Below are 24,862 nucleotides of genomic sequence, written 5' to 3'. Positions count from 1 at the left end.
TATTAAAAATCAAAGTTTAAACCAAATGTGAAACTGGTAGGTCTCGGATAAAAATTATTATCGATAGCACCAAAGTTTTCAGGATCTTGTCCTGTGTATTTTGTTAAAATAAATGGGTTGTTTACAGCTCCATATACTCTCATAGAAGAGTTTTTATAGAATTTGTTGAAACGGTATCCTAAAACTATGTTTTCACAACGTAAAAAAGTAGCGTCTTCTAAAAAATAATCTGAGAAAGTAGCATTTCCGTTGTAATTTTGGAATTGTATATCTGCAGCACCGTCATAAAAATCTAAAACATTTGATAAACTACTAGAGTTTGTTGGAATAGATCTGTTAACCCATCCTGAAGTTAATTTTCTTGCATTGTAAATTTGACCTCCTAATTGTCCTCTAAAATTAGAACTAAAATCCCATTTTTTATAGGTAAAGTTTATACCAAAACCAAATGTCCAATTTGGAATTACAGCTTTATAATATCTGTCATCATTAGTTATAACACCGTCAGCATTTCTATCTACAAAGGCACCAGGAATTGCATTTCCATTTTCATCATATAACTGTTGAAAAACCCAAAAAGAATAGGGTTGAAATCCCACAGCATGAGTTGCAATATTAACGTTAGTTCCTGTTGGAAGCCCACCTCCGGCAGATATTCTTTCGAGACCACCTAGATTAGTTACTTTTGAATATGTGTATGCGATATTTGTTGGAATATTAAATGTAAAGTTGTCATTTTGAATTAATTTAAAATTTATGCCTAATTCAAATCCTTTACCTTCTGTACTTCCTACATTTTTGATGAAACTGTCTGATAATCCTTGTCCTGGAGGAAGTGGAACTCGAGCTAATAAATCATCTGTTTTTCTTTTGTAAATATCAAAACTACCCGAAATAAAATTGTTTTTAAATAAATCAAAATCAAATCCTATGTTATAAGTGGTGGTTTTTTCCCAAGTCAAATCTTTATTAAATGCTAAAGCAGAGTAAAGATTTGAATTTTCTAAATATTGACTGTTATTATTACCTATTGTAAATAATGGAGTAGAAGGATAAAAACCAACATTTCCTGTTATGTCTTGTTGTCCCGTTTTACCGTATCCTAATCTTATTTTGAAATCGTTTATGTAGTTTATGTTTTTCATAAACCCTTCTTCTTTAAGCTTCCATGCAAAAGCAGCTGATGGAAAGTATCCCCATCTATTCTCTTCTCTGAATAAAGAAGATCCATCTGCTCTTAATGATAACGTTACAAGATATTTATTATTTAAATCAAAATTTGTTCTTCCAAAGAAAGATTGTAAATTCAATACGTTGTAATATCGGTTATTTGGATTGTTATCGTTAGGTTGGATTTCTCTTATACCAGTGTTTTCATTATAACGATAGATTTCTTTATTACCATCATTTTTAAAATTTTGATAAGAATATCCCCCTTGAATATCAAATTTTTTCAAGAATCCATTTAAGTTTTTAGAATATGCTAAATAAGAATCAAGAGTTGTATTTGTCATAGTTTGGTTTTCTAGATAATTTTTACCCGGATTGAAAACATAATCTGCACCTGAATTAATAACACGGTATGTTGCTAATGCATTGTCTCCAAAAGTTTCTCTTATGTTTGCTTGAGAAGCATCAAGCCCTAAATTGACAACAGCTCTTAATTCTGGTAAGAAATGCATTTTGTAATCAAATTCCATATTTCCAAGAAAACGAACCGCTCTCTCTGGTCTTGTTCTTTGCATCAATAAAGCAACTGGATTATATTGACCACTAATCGTGTTTGTTCCCGGAACCAAATCTTGATAATATCCTCCAAATCTATTTGTTGAAGAATTATCATGAATAGGTTTTGTAGGGTCCATATTAATTGCTCCACCTAAAGCTCCACCTTCATCAATTGCATTTTTATTTGTAAAGATTCCTTTGGCGTTAGCATCAATTTTTAAGTGATTGCTAAAAAGCGAAGGAGTCATTTTTAATGAATAACTTAATCTTTCATAATCATTAGTTTTAACTAAACCTTGATTATTAGTATATCCAATAGAAGCTCTAAACGGAATTTTACCATATAAATTAGCTTTTGCACTAAAACTGTGATCTGTTGATATAGCAGTTCTGTATATAGCATCTTGCCAATCAGTGTTAGAAAGAATTCTACCTTCAATTTCAGGTGTGCTTAAATCATCTGTAGCAGTTGTAGATGGATCATCAACACCTAACAAGTTAGTTAAGGTTGGATGATAAGTTTGAATAAAATTGGTAAACTGGTTTCCACTCATTACATCAATTTTTTTGCCAACTTTACCTATCGTAATATTGGAGGAGTAGTTGAATTCAGGAGTGCCACTTGTTCCTTTTTTAGTAGTAATTATTATAACTCCATTAGAAGCTCGAGATCCATATATTGCTGTAGCCGAGGCATCTTTAAGAATTGTAAAACTTTCAATGTCATTTGGGTTAATTAAATTTAATGGATTACTAACGCCTGCAGGAGTTGTATTGTCGACAGGGATTCCGTCAATAACAATTAATGGACTACTGTTGGCATTTAAAGAAGCTCCACCTCTAATTCTAATATTTGGAGCTGAATCTGGTTGCCCCCCGTTGTTAGTGATTCTTACGCCAGGAGCTTTTCCTGTAAGTAATTGGTCAGCTGAAACAATTGCACCTTTATTAAAATCTTTTGAAGTAATAGATTGTAAAGACCCAGTAGCATCTTTTTTTGTTGTTGTACCATACCCAATTACAACAACATCTTTTAATTCTTTTTGATCTTCTTGTAAAGTGACTGTAATGGTTTTTTGATTATCATATATTATGGATTCATCCTTGAAGCCTATATAAGAAAATAAAATTTTGTCGCCCTTTTTGACATTGTTTAAAGTGAAATTTCCGTCAAAATCGGTAGTTGTTCCATTTGTTGTACCCGCTACTAATACATTTACTCCTGGCAATGGTTGTTTTAAAGAACCATCCAAAACTACTCCTTTGAGAGTGTTTTGCGCCAGTAAACCAAATGGTAAAATCAGTAGCAAAAGTAATAACTTTTTTTGCAGTGTTTTCATACAAATTGTTTAGATTAGATTGTTTTTTAATTGCTTATAAATTCACTTCTAATGTTAAATTTATGTAAAAATTGCAGATAAAAAAACCAACTTTTACGAAAAGCCTTTCGAAAACGTTTTCGTGTTGAAAACTTTATTAATATCAGTCGTTTTTTAACATAATATTGCAATACCCAAAAAAATAAGTTACATTTATTAAAAAATTATAAACGACTAAAATTCTTATGAGAAGAAAAGTTACGCTAAAGCAAATTGCGAAAGAGTTAGATGTTTCCATTTCTACAGTTTCAAAATCACTACGTGACAGCCCCGAAATTAGTGAAGACACAAGATTGAAAGTACAAGCATTTGCAAAGCTTTATAATTACAAACCCAATAATATCGCATTAAGTTTAAAGAATAAAAAAACTAAAACAATTGGTATTATTATTCCTGAAATTGTTCATCACTTTTTTGCAACTGTAATCAGTGGTATTGAACAAGTGGCAAATGAATGTGGCTATAATGTAATCGTATGTTTATCAGACGAATCTTTCGATAAAGAAGTTATTAATATGGAAATGTTGGCCAATGGTAGTACCGATGGTTTTATCATGTCGTTATCAAAAGAGACCCAACAAAAGAAAGATTTTCACCATCTTCAAGAGGTAATTAACCAAGGAATGCCTGTGGTACTTTTTGATAGAATTTCCAATGATATTCTATGTGATAAAGTAATTATTGACGATCAATTAGCCGCGTATGAAGCAACTAATTTCTTAATTTCAAAAGGACTTAAAAAAATTGCATTACTCACTACGGTTGATTATGTAAGTGTTGGAAAGCTTAGAACAGATGGTTATTTAAATGTTTTGCACGATCATGGAATCGAAGTAGATGAAAGTCTTATTATTCGAATTGAAGATACCGAACATTGTGATGAAAAAATTAATGAATTATTAGAAAATCAAACCATTGATGCAATTTTGGCCGTTAATGAGTTATTTGCTGTTACAGCAATAAAATTAGCGATGTCTAAAGGGATCAAAATTCCAGATGATTTATCGGTTGTTGCTTTTACGGATGGAATTATCTCAAAATATTCCACGCCAACCATTACCACTATTAGTCAAAATGGGATTAAAATGGGTAGAAAAGCTGCCGAAATGCTAATCAAAAGATTGGAATTAGAAGATGAAGAAGACGAACATTACAAAACCGAAATTATTGAAACTAATCTAATAATTCGAGAATCTACGAAATCGTGATAGTTGATTTTAATTTGTTGAAAATCAATTAATTAAAAATTTAATTTACACTATTCGAATAAAAAATATTTGACAAAAAGCGATTATTTATTGAAAATAACCTTTTATATTTGTGAAATCAAAGCTTGTAAGTTCACTTCTAAAAACATAAGTTTTGATAAGCACATAGAACGCTTATCGATTTATTAATCAATAAATTACGATAATGGAAAAGCGTAAATTAGGTTTCTGGGAAATTTGGAACATGAGTTTCGGTTTTTTGGGAATCCAAATGGGTTTTGCCCTACAAAATGCTAACGCAAGTAGAATTCTTCAACTTTTTGGTGCCGATGTGCATGAATTATCATGGTTTTGGATAATTGCTCCTTTAATGGGATTAATTGTGCAACCGATAATCGGACATTATAGTGATAATACTTGGTCTAAATTTGGTAGAAGAAAACCTTATTTCTTAGCAGGAGCTCTTTTGGCATCTGTGGGTTTAATTTTAATGCCACAAGCCGAAATTTTCATTGCCTTCATGCCTGCTCTTTGGGTAGGTGCCGGAATGTTAATGATTATGGATGCTTCTTTTAACATTGCTATGGAGCCGTTCCGTGCTTTGGTAGGAGATAATTTGAGAGCTGACCAGCATACATTAGGTTTCAGCGTTCAAACCGCATTAATTGGAATAGGAGCCGTTGTAGGATCATGGTTGCCATATGTTTTAACCAATTGGTTTGGAATTAGTAACCAACCTTCGGAAACTTCTGCTGTTCCATTAAACTTAATTTATTCTTTTATCATTGGAGCTGTAATTTTAGTCGCTTCCATTTTAGTTACCATTTTTACAACTAAAGAATATTCTCCTGAAGAATTAGAACAATTTAGAGACGAGAAAGAACACAAAGAAGCTATTGGTGAAACCAAAGAAGCCAAACTTTCAGATGTTTTTTCGGATTTTACTAAAATGCCAGAAACGATGCGTCAACTGAGTTGGGTGCAATTCTTTTCATGGTTTGGATTATTTGGTATGTGGGTTTTTACAACTCCGGCAATTGCCCAACACATTTATGGGTTATCAGTAGGCGATACTAAAAGTCCAGAATTTCAATCTGCTGGAGATTGGGTAGGAATTATTTTCGGAGTTTATAATGCAGTTTCTGCTGTAGTAGCATTTGCGTTGCCTTACATCGCAAAACAAATTGGACGAAGAAAAACACACGCACTTTCTTTAGTTTTAGGTGGAATCGGATTAATCTCGATGTATTTTATGCCTAACAAAGAGGTTTTAATATTCTCAATGGTTTTAGTAGGATTTGCTTGGGCAAGTATTTTGGCTATGCCTTACGCTATTTTGGCGGGCTCCATTCAACCTAAAAAAATGGGTGTTTACATGGGAATTTTCAACTTCTTTATTGTAATTCCACAAATTATCAATGCATTGATTGGTGGTCCTTTAGTGAAATACGTTTATAACGATCATGCTATTTATGCTATTGTTATGAGCGGTGTAAGTTTCCTATTGGCTGCCCTTTTGGTATTAAAAGTTAAAGATCAAAAAGATATTTAGACCATGAAAAAAGCATTCATATTCGACCTTGACGGCGTAATTGTTGACACGGCTAAATATCATTTTTTAGCTTGGCAAAAGTTGGCCAACCAATTAGGAATCGAATTTACGCACGAACATAACGAAGGTTTAAAAGGTGTAAGCCGTGTTCGTTCGTTAGACATTATTTTAGAATTGGGAAATGTTCAAGCTTCCCAAGAAGATAAAAACCAATGGTTGGTTCAAAAAAATGAAGAATACCTTTCCTATTTAGTAGACATGGACGAAAGCGAAATTCTTCCAGGTGTACTAAAAGTATTGGAATATCTGAAAAGTAAAAACCAATTCATTGCTTTGGGTTCGGCAAGTAAAAACGCGCGACCTATTTTACAAAAAACCAATATCATGCACTTTTTCGATGCTATTGTTGACGGGAATGACGTTTCCAACGCAAAACCTGATCCAGAAGTTTTTTTAAGAGCAGCTCAATTGGTTGGAGTTTTAAATGAAAACGCTATCGTTTTTGAAGATTCAGTAGCGGGAATTCAAGCGGCAAACATTGCCAACATGATAAGCGTAGGAATAGGTGATGCCACCGTCTTACATGAAGCAAAATACAATTTTAAAGATTTTACTTTTATTGATGAAGCCTTTTTATCACAATTAATTGGTTAAGAAATTGACTAATTGACACATTAACAAAATTGACATATTACAAAAATGAATCAAGATTATATACAACCCGACAATTGGTCGATTATTGAAGAAGGATTTGATGCAGAGCGAGTTAAATCTTCTGAAAGTTTATTTAGTATTGGGAACGGTGCTATGGGGCAACGCGCTAATTTTGAAGAACACTATTCGGGCAAAACATTTCAAGGAAGTTACATTGCCGGAATTTATTATCCCGATAAAACAAAAGTAGGTTGGTGGAAAAACGGTTATCCTGAATATTTCGCTAAAGTATTAAATGCTCCCAACTGGACTGGAATTGACATCGAAATTAATGGCGAAAATTTAGATTTAGCTAAATGTCAGTCGGTTTCTAATTTCCGTCGTGAATTGAACATGAAAGAAGGTATTTATTATCGTTCTTTTAATGCAACTTTAGCAAACGGAATTGAAATCGCTGTAAAAGCAAAACGTTTCTTGTCTTTAGATTTGGATGAAGTTGGGGTTATCAACTACGAAATCACCGCTTTGAATTCGGATGCAAAAATTGTTTTCAAGCCTTATGTGGATGCTGGAGTTCATAACGAAGATGCCAATTGGGAAGAAAAATTTTGGGAACCAATAAGCGTAAAGCATTCAGGAAACGAAGCTTTCGTAACAGCAAGAACCTTTAAAACACATTTTACAGCTACAACTTTTATGCAAAATAGTATTTTGTTAGAAGGTTCTAATTTGAGTGTAGCTCCAGTGAGTGTTGAAGAAACGAAAGAAAAGATTCAGTTTTGCTATCAAGTTGCAGTTACAAAAGGGCAGTCGACTACCATTCAAAAAATTGGTGGTTACACCGTTTCAATGAATCATGAGGACACGATTTTAGCTGCTAAAAAAAGCATTGCAAAAGCATTAGAAATTGGCATTGCTCAATTAACTGAAAACCAAAAACAAGCTTGGGCTAAAATTTGGGAAATGAGCGATATTACAATTGATGGTGATGTAAAAGCCCAACAAGGAATTCGTTTCAATATTTTCCAATTGAATCAAACCTATTTAGGAAAAGATTCCAGATTAAACATTGGTCCAAAAGGATTTACAGGTGAAAAATACGGTGGTTCTACTTATTGGGATACCGAAGCCTATTGTATTCCTTTTTATATGGCTACCAAAGACCAACAAGTAGCTAGAAATCTTTTAGCTTATCGATACAACCAATTGGATAAAGCCATCGAAAATGCAGAAAAATTAGGTTTCAAAAATGGAGCTGCTCTGTATCCAATGGTAACTATGAACGGAGAAGAATGTCATAACGAATGGGAAATTACTTTCGAGGAAATTCACAGAAATGGCGCCATCGCTTTCGCTATTTACAACTACTATCGTTTCACTGGCGATTATTCTTATATTCCAGAAAAAGGCTTAGAAGTTTTAATCGGAATTGCGCGTTTTTGGCATCAAAGAGCTACTTTCTCAACGTACAGGAATCAATATGTAATTCTTGGTGTTACGGGACCAAATGAATACGAAAACAACGTAAATAACAATTGGTACACAAATTACATAGCAAAATGGTGTATTGATTACACTGTTGAGCAAATCAATAAAATTGAAAACGAATATCCATCGGATTATACCCGAATCATGAATAAAGTGAAATTATCACAAGCCGAAATTTCAGCAATGAAAAAAGTGGCAGATAATATGTATTTCCCTTATTCAGAAGAACATGGCGTATATTTACAACAAGATGGTTTCTTAGATAAAGAATTAATTACAGTAGCAGATTTAGATAAATCGCAACGACCAATCAATCAAAAATGGTCTTGGGATCGAATTTTACGTTCGCCTTACATCAAACAAGCGGATACGTTACAAGGATTCTATTTCTTCGAAGATCATTTTACCAAAGAACAATTAGAGAAACATTTCGATTTTTACGAACCATTTACGGTTCACGAAAGTTCACTTTCACCATGTGTACACTCGATTCAAGCGGCAGTTTTGGGTAGAATGGAACAAGCGTACACCTTTTATTTAAGAACTTCACGTTTGGACTTAGACGATTACAACAAAGAAGTGGAAGAAGGTTTACACATTACTTCAATGGCGGGAACTTGGATGAGTATCGTTGAAGGTTTTGGTGGAATGCGCGTTAGAAATAACCAATTGCATTTTGAACCAAAAATTCCAGCACAATGGAAAGGCTATTCCTTCAAAGTGAATTTTAGAAACGCCATTGTAAAAGTAGAAGTAAAACAAGAAGGAACTAACGTTTCTATTGAAGGAAATTCAGATGTGGATGTTTTTGTAAACGGAGAATCGCAATTAATTAAATAGTTAGATATGTATAAATATTTTGTTTCAGTATTAGTAATGGTTTTTTCGATTCTTGGGATGAATGCTCAAGAATTAAAATCGCCAAATGGGAATTTCAAGATGATTTTCGCTTTAGAAAATGATGGTACACCAACGTACCAACTTTTCATGAAAAACAAAGAAATCATCAAAAAAAGTAAGTTGGGTTTAGAACTTCAAAAAGATAAAAAGTCGTTATTAAATGACTTTAAATTGGTAAACGAAGTTCGTAACACTTTCGATGAAACTTGGAATACCGTTTGGGGTGAGGAAACCGAAATCCGCAACCATTACAACGAATTAGCGTTAACTCTGAAACAAAACGAAACAGAACGACAAGTAATCATTCGTTTTCGATTATTCAATGATGGTTTAGGTTTCCGTTACGAATTCCCTGAACAAAAAAACCTAACGTATTTTGTAGTAAAAGAAGAACGTACCGAGTTTGCTATGACTGGTGATCACACCGCATTTTGGATTCCTGGTGATTATGATACACAAGAATACGATTTTACAGAAAGTAAGTTGACTGAGATTAGAAAGTTATTCCGAGGTGCTGTTTCTGAGAATGCATCACAAAAACAATTTTCAGATACAGGAGTACAAACTTCTTTGATGTTAAAAACTGCGGACGGAATTTACATCAACATTCACGAAGCGGCATTAATCAATTATTCTTGCATGCATTTGAATCTTGACGATAAAAATTTAGTTTTTCAATCGCATTTAACTCCTGATGCTAAAGGAAATAAAGGACATTTACAAGCGCCATGTGTTTCGCCATGGAGAACGATAATTGCAAGTGCAGATGCTCGTGATATTTTAGCTTCTAGAATGACATTGAATTTAAATGAACCTTGTAAAATAGAAGATACTTCTTGGATTAAACCTGTAAAATATATCGGAGTTTGGTGGGAAATGATTACCGGAAAAAGCTCTTGGGCATACACCGATGAAATTCCATCCGTACAATTAGGAGTAACGGATTTCACCAAAGCTAAACCAAATGGTAAACACGCAGCAAATACCAAACACGTAAAAGAATATATCGATTTTGCTGCTAAACATGGTTTCGATGCGGTTTTAGTAGAAGGTTGGAACGAAGGTTGGGAAGACTGGTTCGGTCACGAAAAAGATTATGTATTCGATTTCGTTACTCCTTACCCTGATTTTGATGTAAAAGGAATTCACGAATATGCGAAATCTAAAGGTGTGAAAATGATTATGCATCACGAAACTTCTGGTTCAACAAGAAATTATGAGCGTCATTTAGACAAAGCATTTCAATTTATGAATGAAAATGGATATGATGCTGCTAAAACGGGTTATGTAGGTAACATTTTACCTTTAGGCGAACATCATTATAGTCAATCGATTTTAAATCATTATCAATATGTGATTGAAAAAGCAGTCGATTATAAAATCATGATTAATGCGCATGAAGCGGTTCGCCCAACAGGAATTTGCAGAACGTATCCAAACATGATTGGTAACGAATCAGCTCGTGGTACAGAATTTCAAGCGTTTGGTGGTTCAAAAGCAAATCATACTACTTTATTGCCCTTCACGAGATTACTTGGTGGTCCAATGGATTACACACCAGGAGTTTTTGAAATGGATATTGCCAAATTAAATCCAAACAACAATTCACATGTGAATACAACCTTAGCGAATCAATTGGGATTATATGTGGTAATGTATTCGCCACTTCAAATGGCTGCCGATTTACCAGAAAACTACAATCGATTCTTAGATGCGTTCCAATTCATAAAAGATGTTCCTGTTGAATGGTCAACTTCGAAATATTTAGAAGCTGAGCCAGGTTATTACATCACCATCGCAAGAAAAGATAAAAATTCTAACAATTGGTTCGTTGGAAATTCAAACGGATACAATGCTAGAGCATCCACTATTACTTTAGATTTCTTAGAAAAAGGAAAAAAATACGAAGCCATTATTTACGCTGATGCTGCCGATGCGGATTACAAAACGAATCCACAAGCTTACAAAATTTCAAAACAAAAAGTAACCAATAAAACTAAATTGAAATTAAGAACGGCAGCTGGCGGTGGCTACGCTATTAGTATTGTTGAGGTTAAATAATAAAAGCTATGAAAAAAATAATTTTCTCTCTAATTACCTTATTCACACTTTCGCTTTCGGCACAAATTGATCGAATGGAACCACCGTTTTGGTACGAAGGAATGAATAAAAGCGAAATTCAAGTATTATTTTACGGAAAGAATATCGCTCAAAATTCGGTACAAGTTTCTAATAATGTAATAATTACGAATGTAACTAAAACCGAAAATCCGAATTATCTTTTCGTTACAATTGATACCAAAAATGTAAAAGCGCAAGAATTGCAATTTACGTTTACCAATGGTAAAAAATCATTCAAAAGAAATTTCGAAATCAAAAAAAGAAAACCAAATTCAGCGCTTCGTAAAAGTTTTGATGCTTCTGATGTGATGTATTTATTGATGCCAGATAGATTTGCAAATGGAAATCCAAATAATGATTCGTCACCAGAACTACAAGAAAAAGCGAACAGGAGTTTGCCAGGCGGACGACATGGTGGAGACATTCAAGGCATCATCAATAATTTGGATTACATCAAAGAGTTAGGTGCAACGGCAATTTGGAGCACGCCTATGTGTGAAGATAACGACAAAGGCTATTCGTATCATACTTACGGACAATCAGATGTTTACAGAATTGATCCTCGTTATGGAACCAATGAAGAATATAAAAAGCTTGCCGATGAAATGCATAAGCGTGACATGAAATTAATCAAAGATTACGTTACGAATCATTGGGGCGCTGAACATTGGATGTTCAAAGATATGCCAACCTACGATTGGTTTCATCAATTTCCAGGTTACAAACAAAGTAACTATCGCATGACCACACAATACGATACAAATGGTTCAAAAATTGATGCAAAACTATGTATGGATGGTTGGTTTGTGCCAAGTATGCCCGATTTGAATCAATCGAATCCTTTGGTATTGAATTATTTAATTCAAAATGCGATTTGGTGGATTGAATATGCTGATTTAGATGGTTTTCGAGTAGATACTTATTCGTATAATGATAAAGAAGGAATTGCAAAATGGACAAAAGCGATTACAGATGAATACCCATATTTCAATATTGTAGGTGAAGTTTGGATGCACGATCAAGCCCAAATTTCGTATTGGCAAAAAGACAGTCCAATTGCTAAAATTCAAAGTTATAATTCCTATTTACCAAGCGTGATGGATTTTACATTGCACGATGTTTTTGGAAATGTTTTCAATGAAGATAGAGCCGATTGGAGCAACGGAATGATTAAATTTTACGAGAATTTCGTAAACGATTTCTTATATGCCGACCCAAATAATTTGTTGATTTTCCTAGAGAATCATGATACAGGTCGTTTCAATCAGATTTATCAAAACGATTTTAAAAAATACCAATTAGGAATGACCATAATGGCAACCATGAGAGGAATTCCACAATTATATTACGGTTCTGAAATTGGAATGGCGGGCGACAAAGGAAAAGGCGATGCCGATATTCGTCAAGATTTTCCGGGTGGTTGGAAAGGCGATACAAACAATGCATTTTCTGATAGTGGAAGAACAGCTGAACAAGCCAAATATTTCGATTTTTCAAAGAAAGTTCTGAATTGGAGAAAGAACAAGGAAGTGATTCACACTGGAAAACTAACGCATTACATTCCTGAAAATAATGTGTATGTGTATTTCCGTCACAATGACAAAGAAACTGTTATGGTGGTTATCAATAATGCTCCTGATACTCAGAAATTGAATCTTTCTCGTTTTCAAGAAAATATCAAATTGTTTACTTCTGGAAATGATATTCTTTCAGGAAAAACTATCGATTTGAAAACTGAATTAGCGATAGATGGAAAATCGGCAATGATTTTAGAATTGAAATAATGAAACAACTATTACTCTTTCTATTATGCTCTTGTTTTACTTTTTCTCAAAGTAAGATAAAATCATATGTTCTTGAAAATTCAGGAAAATTTGAAGGAAATATTGAAAGAGTAGATAGTTTTCCATCAAAATATGTTGTGCCAAGAACGGTTGATGTTTGGTTACCAAAAACCTATTCTAAAACAAAAAAGTACAATGTTTTGTATATACATGATGGACAAATGCTTTTTGATTCAACTAAAACTTGGAACAAACAAGAATGGAAAGTTGATGAAGTGGCATCCCAACTTATGCTAGAAAATAAAGTGAATGATTTTATTGTCGTAGCTATTTGGAACATTCCAAATTTACGTCACATGGATTTGTATCCAAAAAAACCTTACGAATCGCTTTCAAATGAGTTAAAAGAGAAAATTCAAATAGAAGCCAAAAAATCGCAATTTCCATTTGATGACAGCAAAATAAATTCGGATAACTATTTGAAATTTATTGTAGAAGAATTGAAGCCTTACATTGATAAAAAGTATTCGGTTTTAACAACTGCGAACAATACAGCTATTATGGGTTCAAGTATGGGCGGATTGATTTCGATGTATGCTTTATGTGAATATCCAACTATTTTTGGAAAAGCGGCTTGTTTATCAACGCATTGGATTGGATTTAGAGAATTTGATAACAATCCCATTCCGGAATCTTTTTTCGCGTATATGGAAAAGAAATTACCCGAAGCTAAAAACCACAAAATATATTTTGATTACGGAACAGAAACTTTAGATGCTTTCTATATAAAATATGAATATCGAGTTGATGAAATTTTAAAAGCAAAAGGATATACGGATGTAGATTCTCGAAATTTAAAGTTTGAAGGCGAAAACCATTCCGAAGCTTCTTGGCAAAAAAGAGTCAATATTCCGTTAGAATTTATGTTTGGAAAATAAAACTATAAAAAATGAAAAAGACAATCGTTACTGCATTAGCTGTTTTAACTTTGTTTAGTTGTAAAAACGAAACAGAAAAAACGGCAGAAAATTCAAAAACTGAAATCGCAAAATTTTCTCCAGAAGTGGAAGAAAGTGCTGTCATTTATGAAGTAAATATCCGTCAGTATTCACCAGAAGGAACTTTTAATGCCTTTACTAAAGATATTCCGCAATTGAAAGAATTGGGAGTAAAAATCATTTGGATAATGCCTATTTTTCCCATTTCACAGACGAAAAGAAAAGCTACTGGTGGCGACGATAGTAAGTTTGCATCTGAAATGCCAAAAGAAGAACAACACAAATACTTAGGAAGTTACTATGCGGTTTCTGATTTCAAAAAAGTAAATCCGGAGTTTGGAACAATTGAAGATTTTAGAAATTTAGTAAAAACAGCTCATGATAATGGGATTTATGTGATTTTAGATTGGGTTCCAAATCACACAGGGTGGGATCACGTTTGGATTAAAGAACATCCAGAATATTACACGAAAAATGGCAAAGGAGAAATCATCGACCCAATCAATCCAGAAACTGGAAAATCTTGGGGTTGGTCTGATGTTGCTGATTTGAATTATGACAATCAAGAATTGCGCAAAGAAATGACTTCTGATATGTTGCATTGGATTAAAAACGAAAACATTGATGGATTCCGTTGTGATGTGGCAGGAAATGTACCTTTAGATTTTTGGCAGCAAGCTATTCCGCAATTGCGTAAAGAAAAGAATATTTTCATGTTAGCAGAAGCTTGGGAACCTGAATTGTTAAAAGATGGTTTGTTTGATATGGCGTATGGTTGGGAAGCGCATCACACCATGAATAGAATAGCTCAAGGAAAAAATACCGTAAAAGAATGGGATGCATATATTCAAAAGGTAAATAAAGATTATGAAGCGGATGATATTTTGATGAATTTTGTTGATAATCACGATGAAAATTCATGGAATGGAACGTTAAAAAGTAGATTAGGCAGAGGAGAGGAAGCCATGACAGCTTTATCCTATGTAATGCCAGGAATGCCTTTAATTTATAGTGGAAATGAATACGGTTTGAATCACAGTTTGAAATTTTTTGAAAAAGATTCTATTCCAAAAACAAAAGGAAAAGATTGGGAATTAAGAGCAAAATTAGGAAAGCTAAAAACTGAAAATCCTGCGTTAAATGGTGGGAAAAACAAAGCGAAATATACCCGAATCAAGACAGATGATGATGCCAATATTTTAGCTTTTATTCGTGAAAAAAACGGTAAAAAAGTAGTTTATATCGCGAATTTTTCAAACAATCCAATAAATACAAAAATTGCAATTACAGGCGAATTTACAAATTATATGACTGGTAAAATGATGGGGTTAAATAACAAACAAGTTTATACGATACAACCTTTCGAGTATTTCATATTAACGATCTAATTAATTTTGAAAAACCACATTTAAAGTCCTATTGTACACCAATAGGGCTTTTTATTTTGAAAATAACGATATTTGCAAAAACAAATTCATTGAACTCAAAATACGACATCATTATTATCGGCGGAGGTGCTGCCGGATTTTTCACAGCAATTAATATTGTAGAGAAAAATTCGAAACTAAAAGTAGCTATTCTAGAACGTGGGAAAAGCGTTTTAGAAAAAGTTCGCATTTCTGGTGGCGGTCGTTGCAATGTTACCCATGCTTGTTTTGTACCAAATGAATTGGTTAAATTTTATCCAAGAGGAGAAAAAGAACTCAGAGGGCCGTTTCATCAATTTTGTTCTGGAGATACGATTGAATGGTTTGAGAAACATGGAGTTGAACTCAAAATCGAGGACGATGGTAGAATGTTTCCAGTTTCCAACTCATCGCAGACGATAATCGATTGTTTTTTAAAAGCGACTCAGAACCTTAAAATTGATGTTTTAACGGGTCATAGTGTTCAAGAATTGTATCAAGGTGATGATTACTGGAAAATTTCTACCAATCAAGAGGTTTTTAGTTGCCAAAAAGTGGTAATGACAACAGGTAGTAATCCAAAAATTTGGGAATTGTTACAAAATTTGGGACATACAATTGTTGAGCCCGTTCCATCATTGTTTACTTTCAATATCAAAGATGTTCGAATTAAAGATTTAATGGGACTTTCCACTTTGGCATCCGTAAAAGTAAAAAAATCAAAATTAGAAGCATCTGGACCTTTGTTGATTACACATTGGGGGATGAGTGGGCCAGGTATTTTACGACTCTCGGCTTGGGGAGCTCGAGAATTAGCAGACAAAAGATACCAATTTGCTATTCAAGTGAATTGGTTAAATGAAACGGATTTTGAAGAAGCCATTGATTTGTTGAAAAATATCAAAGAAGAGAATTCTAAAAAATTAGTTTCAAAATATGCCCATTTCGATTTGCCAAAACGACTTTGGGAAAACTTGGTAAAAGCAGCGGGAATTTCTGAAGAAACCAAATGGGCAGATGTAAATAAAAAACAATTAAATACGTTAGCCGAACAATTAACCCAAGCTGAATTTCAGGTAAACGGTAAAAGCACCTTCAAAGAAGAATTCGTTACTGCTGGCGGAATCGACTTGAAAGAAGTGAATTTCAAAACCATGGAAAGCAAAATTCTACCGAATCTATTTTTTGCAGGTGAAATTCTTAATATAGATGCTATTACAGGTGGATTTAATTTTCAAAACGCTTGGACTGGCGGTTTTATCGTTGCTAATACTATAACATCGCTTGAACCATAGCGCTATAATTTACAATTTTGATTTTATCCATAAGCGATTGTAAAGCGTCTTGTTCAGCTAATTCCGCACTTGAACCAATTCCAATGATATTATGAAGAGTTTCTTGATACACAATATGATTATTGGTGTTCGTAATTTTAATTCGACTTTCTAATTTGGTAGAAATTTTACCATTTACTTGTAAGTTTTCAATCTTTTTACTTTCGATAGTAATAGTAAAATCTTTTTTCGCTTTTTTTGAAGCTAATGTGAAATAATCGGATGAAAAAATTTGAAATAACTCGTCTTCTAATGCATTCAAATTTTTCTTAGAATTTTCAAGTAAATAAATGTCAAATTCAATCGTAGGTAATTGTTTTGCAATCGCTAATTCAAATTTTTTAGACTGATAATTTTCAAATATTTTTTGAACTACTCGGTTTTGACTTAAATTTTTTACCAAAGAATAAGTGTCTAAAACTGCTGTGATTTTTTCCAAATTATTTTTACTACAATTTCTCGGGATCAGTAATGAAATAGTTCCATTGCTTTCCGAAACTAAATCTAAGTTTTGTCCTGGTTGCCAAGAGTAAAATACAGAAATAGGAATATTACTCAAAGCTTTATTTTGTGTTTGAATAATTATAGGTTGAATGGAAATATCTTTTGCATCTGAAGCGTGTTTTATATTCAACTGCTTTAGTGGAAACGAAATTTCAATTTGATTCAAATTAGCGAAAATCGTATTCATTAAAAGACTAACATATGGTCTTTCTGTTTGATTTTCTGTATATCGTAAATCTTCATTTAAAAATTCGCTAATGTCTTCTAAAGCTAAAATTTGTTGTTTTATAGCTTCTGAAAAGTCTTTTTCTGCAGTTAATTTTTTGGCGTAATCAAATTTAAAAATGGAAGCTTCTAATGCTTTATTAATTCTGGCTTTTCGTAATTGTTGGTGTTTTTGTTTTGACAAACTCAAATAAGTGTAATAATAATGTTCTGTTTCGAAAACATCAACAATATCATAGCCTTCTAAATAAGCAGCACTTGAAACCATACTATTCATACGATAAAACTCATTAAAAGTATTATCATATTGAAATACATTTAATGAATTATTACTAGATACGGTAACCGAAATACTATTTGAAATTTCGGTAAGAGCCATTTTTTGGGCTTTTTCTCTATAATCTGATGAAGATTTAGGCGCCATCCCAATTCCAATGTAATTGAAATTACTTAAAGGAGTTTTTGAAACCCATTCTGGTGCGTTTTCAGGTATTGCAGAGTTGTTTTTAGAACTTCCACAAGAGAAAAAAACAAAAAGGCTAGAGAGTAAAACGATATATTTAAGCATTATTCTTCTGGATTAAAAAGCAAAATTTCAGAAACAATTCGTTTTCTAAAATCGGTTAAAATAGTGTCAGCTAATGATTGGCTGTTAATTTGGTCGCTGGTTTGAAAAAGAGTCTGTAAGTTTTTATAATTAGACTCGTCTCTCATAATTTGATCGGCAATGGTTCGAATAGGATAAATTAATTTATAATTTGAATCGTTGTTTCGCGCATATCGAATTTGTTTTTCATCACTTTTTTGAATTGTTTTTTGCATCAAAATTTTACCAGTTGCAATCTCAACTAATCGATAAGTAATGTTAGATTGTAGTATACTTCTTTTCTCATACTCTTTATAAACTACTCTTTTTTCAACTATTGAATCGCCACCACTTCGAGCTTTTAATTTTTTTACTTCTAATCCATTAACCTCATAACTTCTTACAGGCTCTTCTTGTAATTGGTATTGATTAATATGTATGGTTAAAACGGCTTTGGCATTTGTACTAAAATACGAATTTTCTACATAACGCTTTAGTTGTGAATTATTCTTACCAATTTCAGAAATATTATAATAAGGAGAAGAAATATCATTACTTCCTTTAATAATTTTTACAAAAGGATTTTTACTTGCTAAAATATCTTCAATAACTGCATTTTGAATGTTGCTTTCAAAACCATTTGAGTTTCTTACTCTATAAGATTCTACAATAATTGGATATTCAGCACATACTAAAGCTTCTGATTTTAATTCGTCTGCATTTTTATAACTGTCAAATCTTTTTACAATTTCGTCTAAACCTAGGTAAGCTGTTCTGCATTTTCCTTTTTTCAAATCTTTAATAGCTTTACGATAAATAGGTTCGCTCGCAGCCTCACGGTGTAAATTTTTTACATCTAAATAGTTACTATTGATATTTTTAACTTGTTCAAAAGCTAATTCTGCCTCTTTGAAGTTTTCTTGCATTAAATAATAACTTCCTTCTTTATAGCGTTCATTTAAGGCTTGCTGTAGTTTGTTTTTTACGTCTTTGTAGTTGGCTTCACGTGAGTAAATTTCATTCCATTTTTCGTAAGCTGACATGTATTTTTTCTCTCCAAAAAGTTGAATTCCGCTTAAATAAACAGGCTCGTTAACCGCAATGCTTAGTTGTTTTTGAGTGTCTTTGTAGTTAGGGTTGAATCGAGAAATAGTATTAAAAACATCTTCTGCATCAGCAAATTTCTGCTCTGAAAGATATTTAATTCCTAAATCATACTGACTTATTAAATATTGATCCAAGTTTTTATTGTAAATGGCTTTAGTTTGCGGGTCGATATCTAAATTTTTTGTAAAAGCATTTACTTGATTTACAAAGGTGTTTAGGTTATAATATTCATTTACCACACCTTCTTTATCTCCTTTTTCATTTTTGTTTGCGATGGTAAAAGCGGTTTCTGAAATATGTAGTTGAGCGCTTCTTCTTAAAGCGTTTTCAATTTCTGGAAGGTTTTGTTTTCTATATAAAACCCCTAAATATAATTCTGAAGCTTGTTTAAAATTACCCGCTTTCTCCATCTCTGCACCTTTTTTCAAAGTAGCGTTTTTAACGCTACACGCAAAGACAAATAGTAATGATAATGCTATAGAATATTTTTTGGTAAAGTTCAATTTCATAAATTGGCACGTATTTTGTAAAATGTGTTAAAGTTCGGTTGACAATTTTAAAACAAAAATAACAAACAAACGTTTTTTTGAGTTGTTTTTTTTGTTAATATTGACAAATCTTTCAAATTTAATACCAAAAATTAGAGTTTAATAAATAATTATAGAAATATGAGAAAAATTACAAACATGAGAAATACAATTTTAGTAGGTTTATTAGTGCTTGGCGCGGCTTCTTGTAGAAGTAAAAAAGAAGAAAAACCAGTTGATGCTCCAAAAGGTGAAGTTAAAGTAGAAGTTTTATGCAGTGGTCCAAAATACTTTACTGATAAAGATTTCTTTAGAGCAAATAGTGTAGGCGAAAGTCCAGATCAAGCAAACTCTAAAAGAATGGCATTAAGTAATGCGCGTTTAGAATTAGCGGGACAAATCGAAGTAACTTTAAAAGCAGTTATTGATAACTATTTTAACGATGTAAATTCTGGTGGTAAACAAGAATACATTGCTAAATATGAAGGATTAAGCCGTGAGGTTATTAATCAATCCATTTCTGGAACTAAAACTATTTGTGAAGAATTAACAAAAACTGCAACTGGTAAATACAAAACTTACATTGCAATTGAATTAAACAATGCAGCGCTATTAAGTACATTAAACAATAGAATTTCTGCTGATGATCGTTTAAAAGTAGATTATAACTACGAAAAATTCAAAGAAACTTTCTATAAAGAAATGGATGAGTTTAAAAATAGATAATGAAGAAGCGGTTCAAATTTTGAACCGCTTTTTTTATAAATTCAACCAGTAAATACTGCCAGTCAAAATTGTTGCAAAACCTACCCAAGCTAAATACGGAATAAATAAATAACCCGCTCTTTTGTCAATTTGTTTGAAAATGTAATAGGTTTCGTAAATGATTAACCAAAGTAAAACAATCTCAATTAAAGCCAATAAAATATTATTCAATCCAAAGAACAAATAGGACCATAAAGCGTTTAAAAGCAACTGAACAGTAAAAAATAATAATCCTTTTTTAACTAATTCTTTGTTGGTTTCTAGTTTATCCCAAACCAATCCAGCAGCAATTCCCATCATAATGAAAAGCATCGTCCAAACCGGTGCAAAAACCCAGTTAGGCGGATTAAAACTCGGTTTTTTTATTAAAGGATACCAAGTACTAATGCTCGATTGTGTTACCTTACTAGATAAATAGCCGACAGCCAAACAAATGGCAACACAATATGTTATTTTAAGATATTTGTTCATGTTTTCAATTTTATAGGCAAATTAACGAAATATCAAGGGAACAAATCAATCAAAATCGGTATTTTTGTCAAAATTTTAAGCTATGCTTACTGAAAAAGATTTTATCGCAACCTCATATAACGCTGTTGAATCGGCTAGTTTCGAATGGAGCGCACCAAGTAATATTGCCTTAGTGAAATATTGGGGCAAGAAAGAAAACCAAATTCCAGCGAACCCTTCGATAAGTTTTACGTTAAACAATTGTAAGACAATTACGAAGTTGGAAGTAAATAAAAAATCGGAAACAAATGATTTTTCTTTCGATTTACTTTTTGAAGGGAAACCAAAAGAAGATTTCAAACCAAAAATTCAAAAATTCTTCGAAAGAATTGAAAAATATTGTCCGTTTTTAAAAGAATATCATTTTAAAATTGACACTCAAAACACCTTTCCTCATAGTTCAGGAATTGCTTCTTCAGCCTCTGGAATGGCAGCTTTAGCTATGAATATTATGAGTTTGGAAAAAGCAATTAATCCAACAATTTCTGATGACTATTTCTATTCCAAAGCATCATTTTTAGCCCGATTAGGAAGTGGAAGTGCTTGCAGAAGCATCAAAGGTGAAGTAGTAGTTTGGGGAACTCATGCTGAAATTAACGGAAGTTCGGATTTGTTTGGAGTTGAGTTTTCAGAAATTCATCAAAATTTTAAAAATTATCAAGACACCATTTTATTAGTCGATAAAGGAGAAAAGCAAGTTTCGAGTACGGTTGGACACGATTTAATGCACAATCATCCGTATGCGGAAAGACGTTTTGCGCAAGCACACGAAAATTTATCCCAAATAAAAGCGATTTTGACCTCTGGAAATGTAGCAGAATTCATTAAAATTGTAGAAAGCGAAGCCTTGACTTTGCATGCTATGATGATGACTTCAATGCCTTATTTTATCTTGATGAAACCCAATACATTGGAAATTATCAATAAAATTTGGAAATTCAGAAAAGAAACGCAAATTCCAGTTTGTTTTACCTTAGATGCTGGAGCAAATGTACACGTTTTATATCCCGAAAATGTGAAAGAAAATGTATTGCAATTTATTCGAGATGAATTAGTTGGCTATTGTCAAAATGGTCAGTATATTTGTGATGAAATTGGGAATGGTGCAAATCAATTAAAATAATTCGTATATTTACCATAGATTTCAATAAAAATGGACATTCGATTGGAAAAATTAGAGCTTATGAAAATGCTGATGGAAACAGAAAATCCTTCAGTATTGAAAGCTATTAGGAAAATTTTTCAAAAAGAAGAGAAAGATTGGTGGGATGATTTAACAGAAGAGCAAAAAGAATTTCTCGAAGAATCATTAAAGCAGGCAGATAATGGAGAAGTGCATGATTTTAATGCATTTATAGAGCCTTATTTAAAATGAGAAAGTTAGTATTAACAACTTTAGCTCGTGAAAATTTAAAAGATGTTTTTGAGTTCATTGAGTCCGAATTTGGGATTAATTCAAGAATAAAGTTTGCTAATAAAGTTAATAAAAGTTTAAATTTGATTGTTATAAATCCTGAACTTTTTCCAAAGTCAGAATTAAATGTTAGAATCCATAAATGTGTAATTACGAAGCAATCAACTTTGTATTACACTTACACAATAAAAGAAATTAAAGTTTTGTCAGTTTTTGACACGCGTCAAAATCCATCAAAAATTAAAAAGTTTATATAAATGAAAGGACCACTTTTTTACTCAAAAATATTACTTTTCGGAGAATACGGAATTATCCAAGATTCGAAAGGACTTTCAATTCCTTATAATTTTTATAATGGTGCTTTAAAGAACGATGGGAATTCGTCTGAAAGTGCTATTAAATCAAACGAAAGTTTAAAGAAATTTGTTGTTTATTTAGAGCAATTGCAAACAGAGCAACCTGAGTTGGTAACTTTCGATTTAACAACATTGCAAAATGATGTAAATAACGGAATGTATTTCGATTCCAGTATTCCGCAAGGATATGGAGTAGGAAGTAGTGGTGCTTTAGTAGCAGCGATTTATGATAAATATGCCAATGATAAAATCACGGTTTTAGAAAATTTAACGCGTGAAAAATTATTGCAATTAAAAACGATTTTCTCTCAAATGGAATCGTTTTTCCACGGAAAAAGTTCAGGTTTAGATCCGTTGAACAGTTATTTGAGTATTCCAATTTTAATCAATTCGAAAGATAACATCGAACCAACCGGAATTCCAAGTCAAAGTACACAAGGAAAAGGTGCGGTTTTCTTAATTGATTCAGGAATTGTGGGCGAAACGGCTCCAATGGTTTCAATTTTCATGGAAAACTTGAAAGATAATGGTTTCCGTAATATGTTAAAATCACAATTCATAAAATATACCGATGCTTGTGTGGAAAATTTCTTGCACGGCGATGTAAAATCGTTATTAGAAAACACCAAACAATTATCAAAAGTAGTGTTGAACAACTTCAAACCTATGATTCCAGAGCAGTTTCACCAAGTGTGGCAAAAAGGAATCGATACCAACGATTACTATTTGAAACTATGTGGTTCTGGCGGTGGCGGTTATATTTTAGGATTTACACAAGACTTAGATAAAGCAAAAGAATCCTTAAAAGACTATAAATTAGAAGTAGTTTATAATTTTTAGGAATGGAATTATTTCTATTTGGATACAATATATTAACTGCATATTTATTTGGATATGCAGTTTTTTTTATAATTTCTAACCTTATTAAAAATCAAAGATTATCAGATTTTGTTGATTTTTCAGAATCTCTGGTTCCTATTTTCGGATTGTTAATTGCTTTTTTATTAATACCAGGTTTTGTTTCTGTTTTTTATGAAGATTTTTTTTCGATTGGATATACAACTTATAGTTTTCCTGGTCAAAAATTATTTCCAAGCATTTATGTTTATTCCATTTTAACAGCTTTATGGTTTCTTTTTTCAACACAATTATTCAGAATCAATAGAGTTAAAAATTCTATAATAATTAAATCTATACTTGTATTATTTTTTATTTTTGAATTTGATTGGGTTTTAATTGAAATTGAAGAATTCTTGAAATTAAGAGGACCAAAATCGTATTTTTCTTTTTCTGAATTCGGAATTGGAATACTTAAAAAGATACTGGTTTATTTTGTATTGAATTTCATATTGTTTAAATTCTTAAAGAAAAATGCTAACACGTAAATCCAAATTAGTCCTTTCTAAAATATTTAGTTTTTTCTCTGTGATTAGAGGATACAATATTTGGGTAATAGCGTTAGCGCAATATCTTTCTGCGATATTTATTTTGGCTCCCGAAAAACGAGCATTAGATATTATTCTCGATTGGCGTTTGTTTTTAATCGTGGTTGCTTCAACATTAACCATTGCTTCGGGTTATATTATCAATAATTTTTACGATGCTAAAAAAGATTTAATCAATCGCCCTAAAAAAGCTATGATTGACCGTTTGGTGAGTCAGGAAACTAAGCTAAAAGTCTATTTTGGAATTAATTTCATCGTTGCTTTGTTGATGTTTTTCATTTCGTGGCGTGCGGTTTTGTTCTTTTCGACTTATATTTTTCTGATTTGGTTTTATTCTCATAAGTTGAAAAAAATGTTTTTAATTGGAAATATCACGGCTGCTGTTTTAGCTGTTTTGCCTTTTTTCGGTATTTTGATGTATTATAAGAATTTTTACCATGTTATTTTCGCTCATGCGACTTTCTTGTTGTTGCTGATTTTAATTCGTGAATTAATTAAAGATTTAGAAAACATCGAAGGTGATTTAATTGCCGATTACAAGACGATTCCTGTTGTTTTTGGTGAAAAAATGGCGAAATCTATTATTTCGATTTTAACGATTTCTACTTTAATCCCAGTTTATTTTTTAATTGAAGTATATGATGTGGGTTATATGGATATTTACTTCTATTTAAGTTTGATTGGGTTGTTGTTTTTTGCTTTACTTTTATGGAAATCAACTTCTAAGACGGAATATCTAAAACTTCATTTTTTATTGAAATTTATTATTGTTTCAGGTGTTTTTTGTATTGTTTTAATAGAACCTTCCGTTTTAATTCACGGCAAAAAATTGATTTCAGCATATTAGTTATATCTTTGCAAAAATTGTTTA

20 protein-coding genes are annotated in these 24,862 nt (G+C 32.2%); 16 read left to right on the top strand and 4 right to left on the bottom strand.

The window, feature by feature from the left end:
• Positions 1-2: 2 nt before the first annotated feature.
• Positions 3-3,068: a SusC/RagA family TonB-linked outer membrane protein gene (locus V7P59_RS04365; protein WP_333808945.1), complete on the bottom strand. Its 3,066-nt coding sequence runs from the start codon at positions 3,066-3,068 to the stop codon at positions 3-5.
• Between the two features lie 224 nt (positions 3,069-3,292).
• On the opposite strand from V7P59_RS04365, the gene V7P59_RS04360 reads away from it, so the two are divergent.
• From V7P59_RS04360 to V7P59_RS04320, 9 genes are all read left to right on the top strand, one after another.
• Entirely contained in the window at positions 3,293-4,315 is a 1,023-nt protein-coding gene (locus tag V7P59_RS04360; RefSeq protein WP_333808944.1) for a LacI family DNA-binding transcriptional regulator, read from the top strand.
• 205 nt (positions 4,316-4,520) lie between these two features.
• Positions 4,521-5,867 (top strand): MFS transporter, encoded by a 1,347-nt coding sequence (locus tag V7P59_RS04355; RefSeq protein ID WP_333808943.1) that lies wholly within the window; start codon positions 4,521-4,523, stop codon positions 5,865-5,867.
• 3 nt (positions 5,868-5,870) lie between these two features.
• Complete coding sequence (gene pgmB, locus V7P59_RS04350) at positions 5,871-6,521, top strand: beta-phosphoglucomutase (RefSeq protein ID WP_333808942.1); 651 nt, start codon at positions 5,871-5,873, stop codon at positions 6,519-6,521.
• 45 nt (positions 6,522-6,566) lie between these two features.
• Positions 6,567-8,849 carry a glycoside hydrolase family 65 protein gene (locus tag V7P59_RS04345; RefSeq protein ID WP_333808941.1) on the top strand — a complete coding sequence of 761 codons (2,283 nt, stop codon included), beginning with the start codon at positions 6,567-6,569 and terminating at the stop codon, positions 8,847-8,849.
• Positions 8,850-8,855: 6 nt separating this feature from the next.
• Positions 8,856-10,970: a glycoside hydrolase family 97 protein gene (locus tag V7P59_RS04340; protein WP_333808940.1), complete on the top strand. Its 2,115-nt coding sequence runs from the start codon at positions 8,856-8,858 to the stop codon at positions 10,968-10,970.
• A gap of 8 nt (positions 10,971-10,978) precedes the next feature.
• The gene (locus V7P59_RS04335; RefSeq protein WP_333808939.1) at positions 10,979-12,814 is read left to right on the top strand and encodes a glycoside hydrolase family 13 protein; all 1,836 of its coding nucleotides are present in this window, start codon (positions 10,979-10,981) and stop codon (positions 12,812-12,814) included.
• The gene (locus tag V7P59_RS04330; protein WP_333808938.1) at positions 12,814-13,752 is read left to right on the top strand and encodes an alpha/beta hydrolase; all 939 of its coding nucleotides are present in this window, start codon (positions 12,814-12,816) and stop codon (positions 13,750-13,752) included. The genes V7P59_RS04335 and V7P59_RS04330 overlap by 1 nt, the downstream gene beginning before the upstream one ends.
• Before the next feature lie 11 nt (positions 13,753-13,763).
• Entirely contained in the window at positions 13,764-15,200 is a 1,437-nt protein-coding gene (locus V7P59_RS04325) for an alpha-amylase family glycosyl hydrolase (RefSeq protein ID WP_333808937.1), read from the top strand.
• Positions 15,201-15,289: 89 nt separating this feature from the next.
• Positions 15,290-16,513: an NAD(P)/FAD-dependent oxidoreductase gene (locus tag V7P59_RS04320; protein ID WP_333808936.1), complete on the top strand. Its 1,224-nt coding sequence runs from the start codon at positions 15,290-15,292 to the stop codon at positions 16,511-16,513.
• On the opposite strand, the gene V7P59_RS04315 is transcribed toward V7P59_RS04320, so the two are convergent.
• Both V7P59_RS04315 and V7P59_RS04310 read right to left on the bottom strand, forming a co-directional pair.
• Positions 16,491-17,849, bottom strand: coding sequence for an LPP20 family lipoprotein (locus tag V7P59_RS04315; protein ID WP_333808935.1), 1,359 nt, complete (start codon positions 17,847-17,849; stop codon positions 16,491-16,493). The genes V7P59_RS04320 and V7P59_RS04315 overlap by 23 nt on opposite strands.
• Positions 17,849-19,483, bottom strand: a complete 1,635-nt coding sequence (locus V7P59_RS04310; protein WP_333808934.1) for a tetratricopeptide repeat protein — start codon at positions 19,481-19,483, stop codon at positions 17,849-17,851. Before V7P59_RS04310 ends, V7P59_RS04315 begins: the two co-directional genes overlap by 1 nt.
• A 177-nt stretch (positions 19,484-19,660) precedes the next feature.
• Between V7P59_RS04310 and V7P59_RS04305 the strand changes: the two genes are divergently transcribed.
• Positions 19,661-20,227, top strand: a complete 567-nt coding sequence (locus V7P59_RS04305; RefSeq protein ID WP_333808933.1) for a hypothetical protein — start codon at positions 19,661-19,663, stop codon at positions 20,225-20,227.
• Between the two features lie 33 nt (positions 20,228-20,260).
• Here V7P59_RS04305 and V7P59_RS04300 read toward each other — a convergent pair whose 3' ends face one another.
• On the bottom strand, positions 20,261-20,737 hold the full coding sequence (locus V7P59_RS04300; RefSeq protein WP_333808932.1) for a TspO/MBR family protein: 477 nt from the start codon (positions 20,735-20,737) through the stop codon (positions 20,261-20,263).
• 82 nt (positions 20,738-20,819) lie between these two features.
• Between V7P59_RS04300 and V7P59_RS04295 the strand changes: the two genes are divergently transcribed.
• From V7P59_RS04295 to V7P59_RS04270, 6 genes are read left to right on the top strand one after another with little or no spacing between them, the layout of a single operon-like run.
• On the top strand, positions 20,820-21,899 hold the full coding sequence (locus tag V7P59_RS04295) for a diphosphomevalonate/mevalonate 3,5-bisphosphate decarboxylase family protein (protein WP_333808931.1): 1,080 nt from the start codon (positions 20,820-20,822) through the stop codon (positions 21,897-21,899).
• 42 nt (positions 21,900-21,941) lie between these two features.
• Complete coding sequence (locus V7P59_RS04290) at positions 21,942-22,151, top strand: hypothetical protein (RefSeq protein WP_333808930.1); 210 nt, start codon at positions 21,942-21,944, stop codon at positions 22,149-22,151.
• Positions 22,148-22,447: a type II toxin-antitoxin system RelE/ParE family toxin gene (locus V7P59_RS04285; protein ID WP_333808929.1), complete on the top strand. Its 300-nt coding sequence runs from the start codon at positions 22,148-22,150 to the stop codon at positions 22,445-22,447. Before V7P59_RS04290 ends, V7P59_RS04285 begins: the two co-directional genes overlap by 4 nt.
• Positions 22,448-23,386 (top strand): mevalonate kinase family protein, encoded by a 939-nt coding sequence (locus V7P59_RS04280; protein WP_333808928.1) that lies wholly within the window; start codon positions 22,448-22,450, stop codon positions 23,384-23,386. It begins immediately after the preceding gene.
• A gap of 2 nt (positions 23,387-23,388) precedes the next feature.
• Positions 23,389-23,931: a hypothetical protein gene (locus tag V7P59_RS04275; RefSeq protein ID WP_333808927.1), complete on the top strand. Its 543-nt coding sequence runs from the start codon at positions 23,389-23,391 to the stop codon at positions 23,929-23,931.
• Complete coding sequence (locus tag V7P59_RS04270) at positions 23,918-24,838, top strand: geranylgeranylglycerol-phosphate geranylgeranyltransferase (RefSeq protein WP_333808926.1); 921 nt, start codon at positions 23,918-23,920, stop codon at positions 24,836-24,838. The genes V7P59_RS04275 and V7P59_RS04270 overlap by 14 nt, the downstream gene beginning before the upstream one ends.
• Positions 24,839-24,862: the final 24 nt, after the last annotated feature.

The sequence above is a fragment of the Flavobacterium sp. genome (assembly GCF_036782315.1).
Taxonomy (GTDB): domain Bacteria; phylum Bacteroidota; class Bacteroidia; order Flavobacteriales; family Flavobacteriaceae; genus Flavobacterium.
The sequence above is the reverse complement of the archived record's forward strand: the minus strand, read 5'-3'. Positions and strand labels throughout refer to the sequence as shown.

Bases quoted from the DNA above. Each gene is read 5' to 3' on its own strand.
- V7P59_RS04365 (WP_333808945.1), bottom strand. From the start codon at position 3,068: ATGAAAACACTGCAAAAAAAGTTATTACTTTTGCTACTGATTTTACCA.
- V7P59_RS04360 (WP_333808944.1), top strand. From the start codon at position 3,293: ATGAGAAGAAAAGTTACGCTAAAGCAAATTGCGAAAGAGTTAGATGTT.
- V7P59_RS04355 (WP_333808943.1), top strand. From the start codon at position 4,521: ATGGAAAAGCGTAAATTAGGTTTCTGGGAAATTTGGAACATGAGTTTC.
- pgmB (WP_333808942.1), top strand. From the start codon at position 5,871: ATGAAAAAAGCATTCATATTCGACCTTGACGGCGTAATTGTTGACACG.
- V7P59_RS04345 (WP_333808941.1), top strand. From the start codon at position 6,567: ATGAATCAAGATTATATACAACCCGACAATTGGTCGATTATTGAAGAA.
- V7P59_RS04340 (WP_333808940.1), top strand. From the start codon at position 8,856: ATGTATAAATATTTTGTTTCAGTATTAGTAATGGTTTTTTCGATTCTT.
- V7P59_RS04335 (WP_333808939.1), top strand. From the start codon at position 10,979: ATGAAAAAAATAATTTTCTCTCTAATTACCTTATTCACACTTTCGCTT.
- V7P59_RS04330 (WP_333808938.1), top strand. From the start codon at position 12,814: ATGAAACAACTATTACTCTTTCTATTATGCTCTTGTTTTACTTTTTCT.
- V7P59_RS04325 (WP_333808937.1), top strand. From the start codon at position 13,764: ATGAAAAAGACAATCGTTACTGCATTAGCTGTTTTAACTTTGTTTAGT.
- V7P59_RS04315 (WP_333808935.1), bottom strand. From the start codon at position 17,849: ATGCTTAAATATATCGTTTTACTCTCTAGCCTTTTTGTTTTTTTCTCT.
- V7P59_RS04310 (WP_333808934.1), bottom strand. From the start codon at position 19,483: ATGAAATTGAACTTTACCAAAAAATATTCTATAGCATTATCATTACTA.
- V7P59_RS04305 (WP_333808933.1), top strand. From the start codon at position 19,661: ATGAGAAATACAATTTTAGTAGGTTTATTAGTGCTTGGCGCGGCTTCT.
- V7P59_RS04300 (WP_333808932.1), bottom strand. From the start codon at position 20,737: ATGAACAAATATCTTAAAATAACATATTGTGTTGCCATTTGTTTGGCT.
- V7P59_RS04295 (WP_333808931.1), top strand. From the start codon at position 20,820: ATGCTTACTGAAAAAGATTTTATCGCAACCTCATATAACGCTGTTGAA.
- V7P59_RS04285 (WP_333808929.1), top strand. From the start codon at position 22,148: ATGAGAAAGTTAGTATTAACAACTTTAGCTCGTGAAAATTTAAAAGAT.
- V7P59_RS04280 (WP_333808928.1), top strand. From the start codon at position 22,448: ATGAAAGGACCACTTTTTTACTCAAAAATATTACTTTTCGGAGAATAC.
- V7P59_RS04275 (WP_333808927.1), top strand. From the start codon at position 23,389: ATGGAATTATTTCTATTTGGATACAATATATTAACTGCATATTTATTT.
- V7P59_RS04270 (WP_333808926.1), top strand. From the start codon at position 23,918: ATGCTAACACGTAAATCCAAATTAGTCCTTTCTAAAATATTTAGTTTT.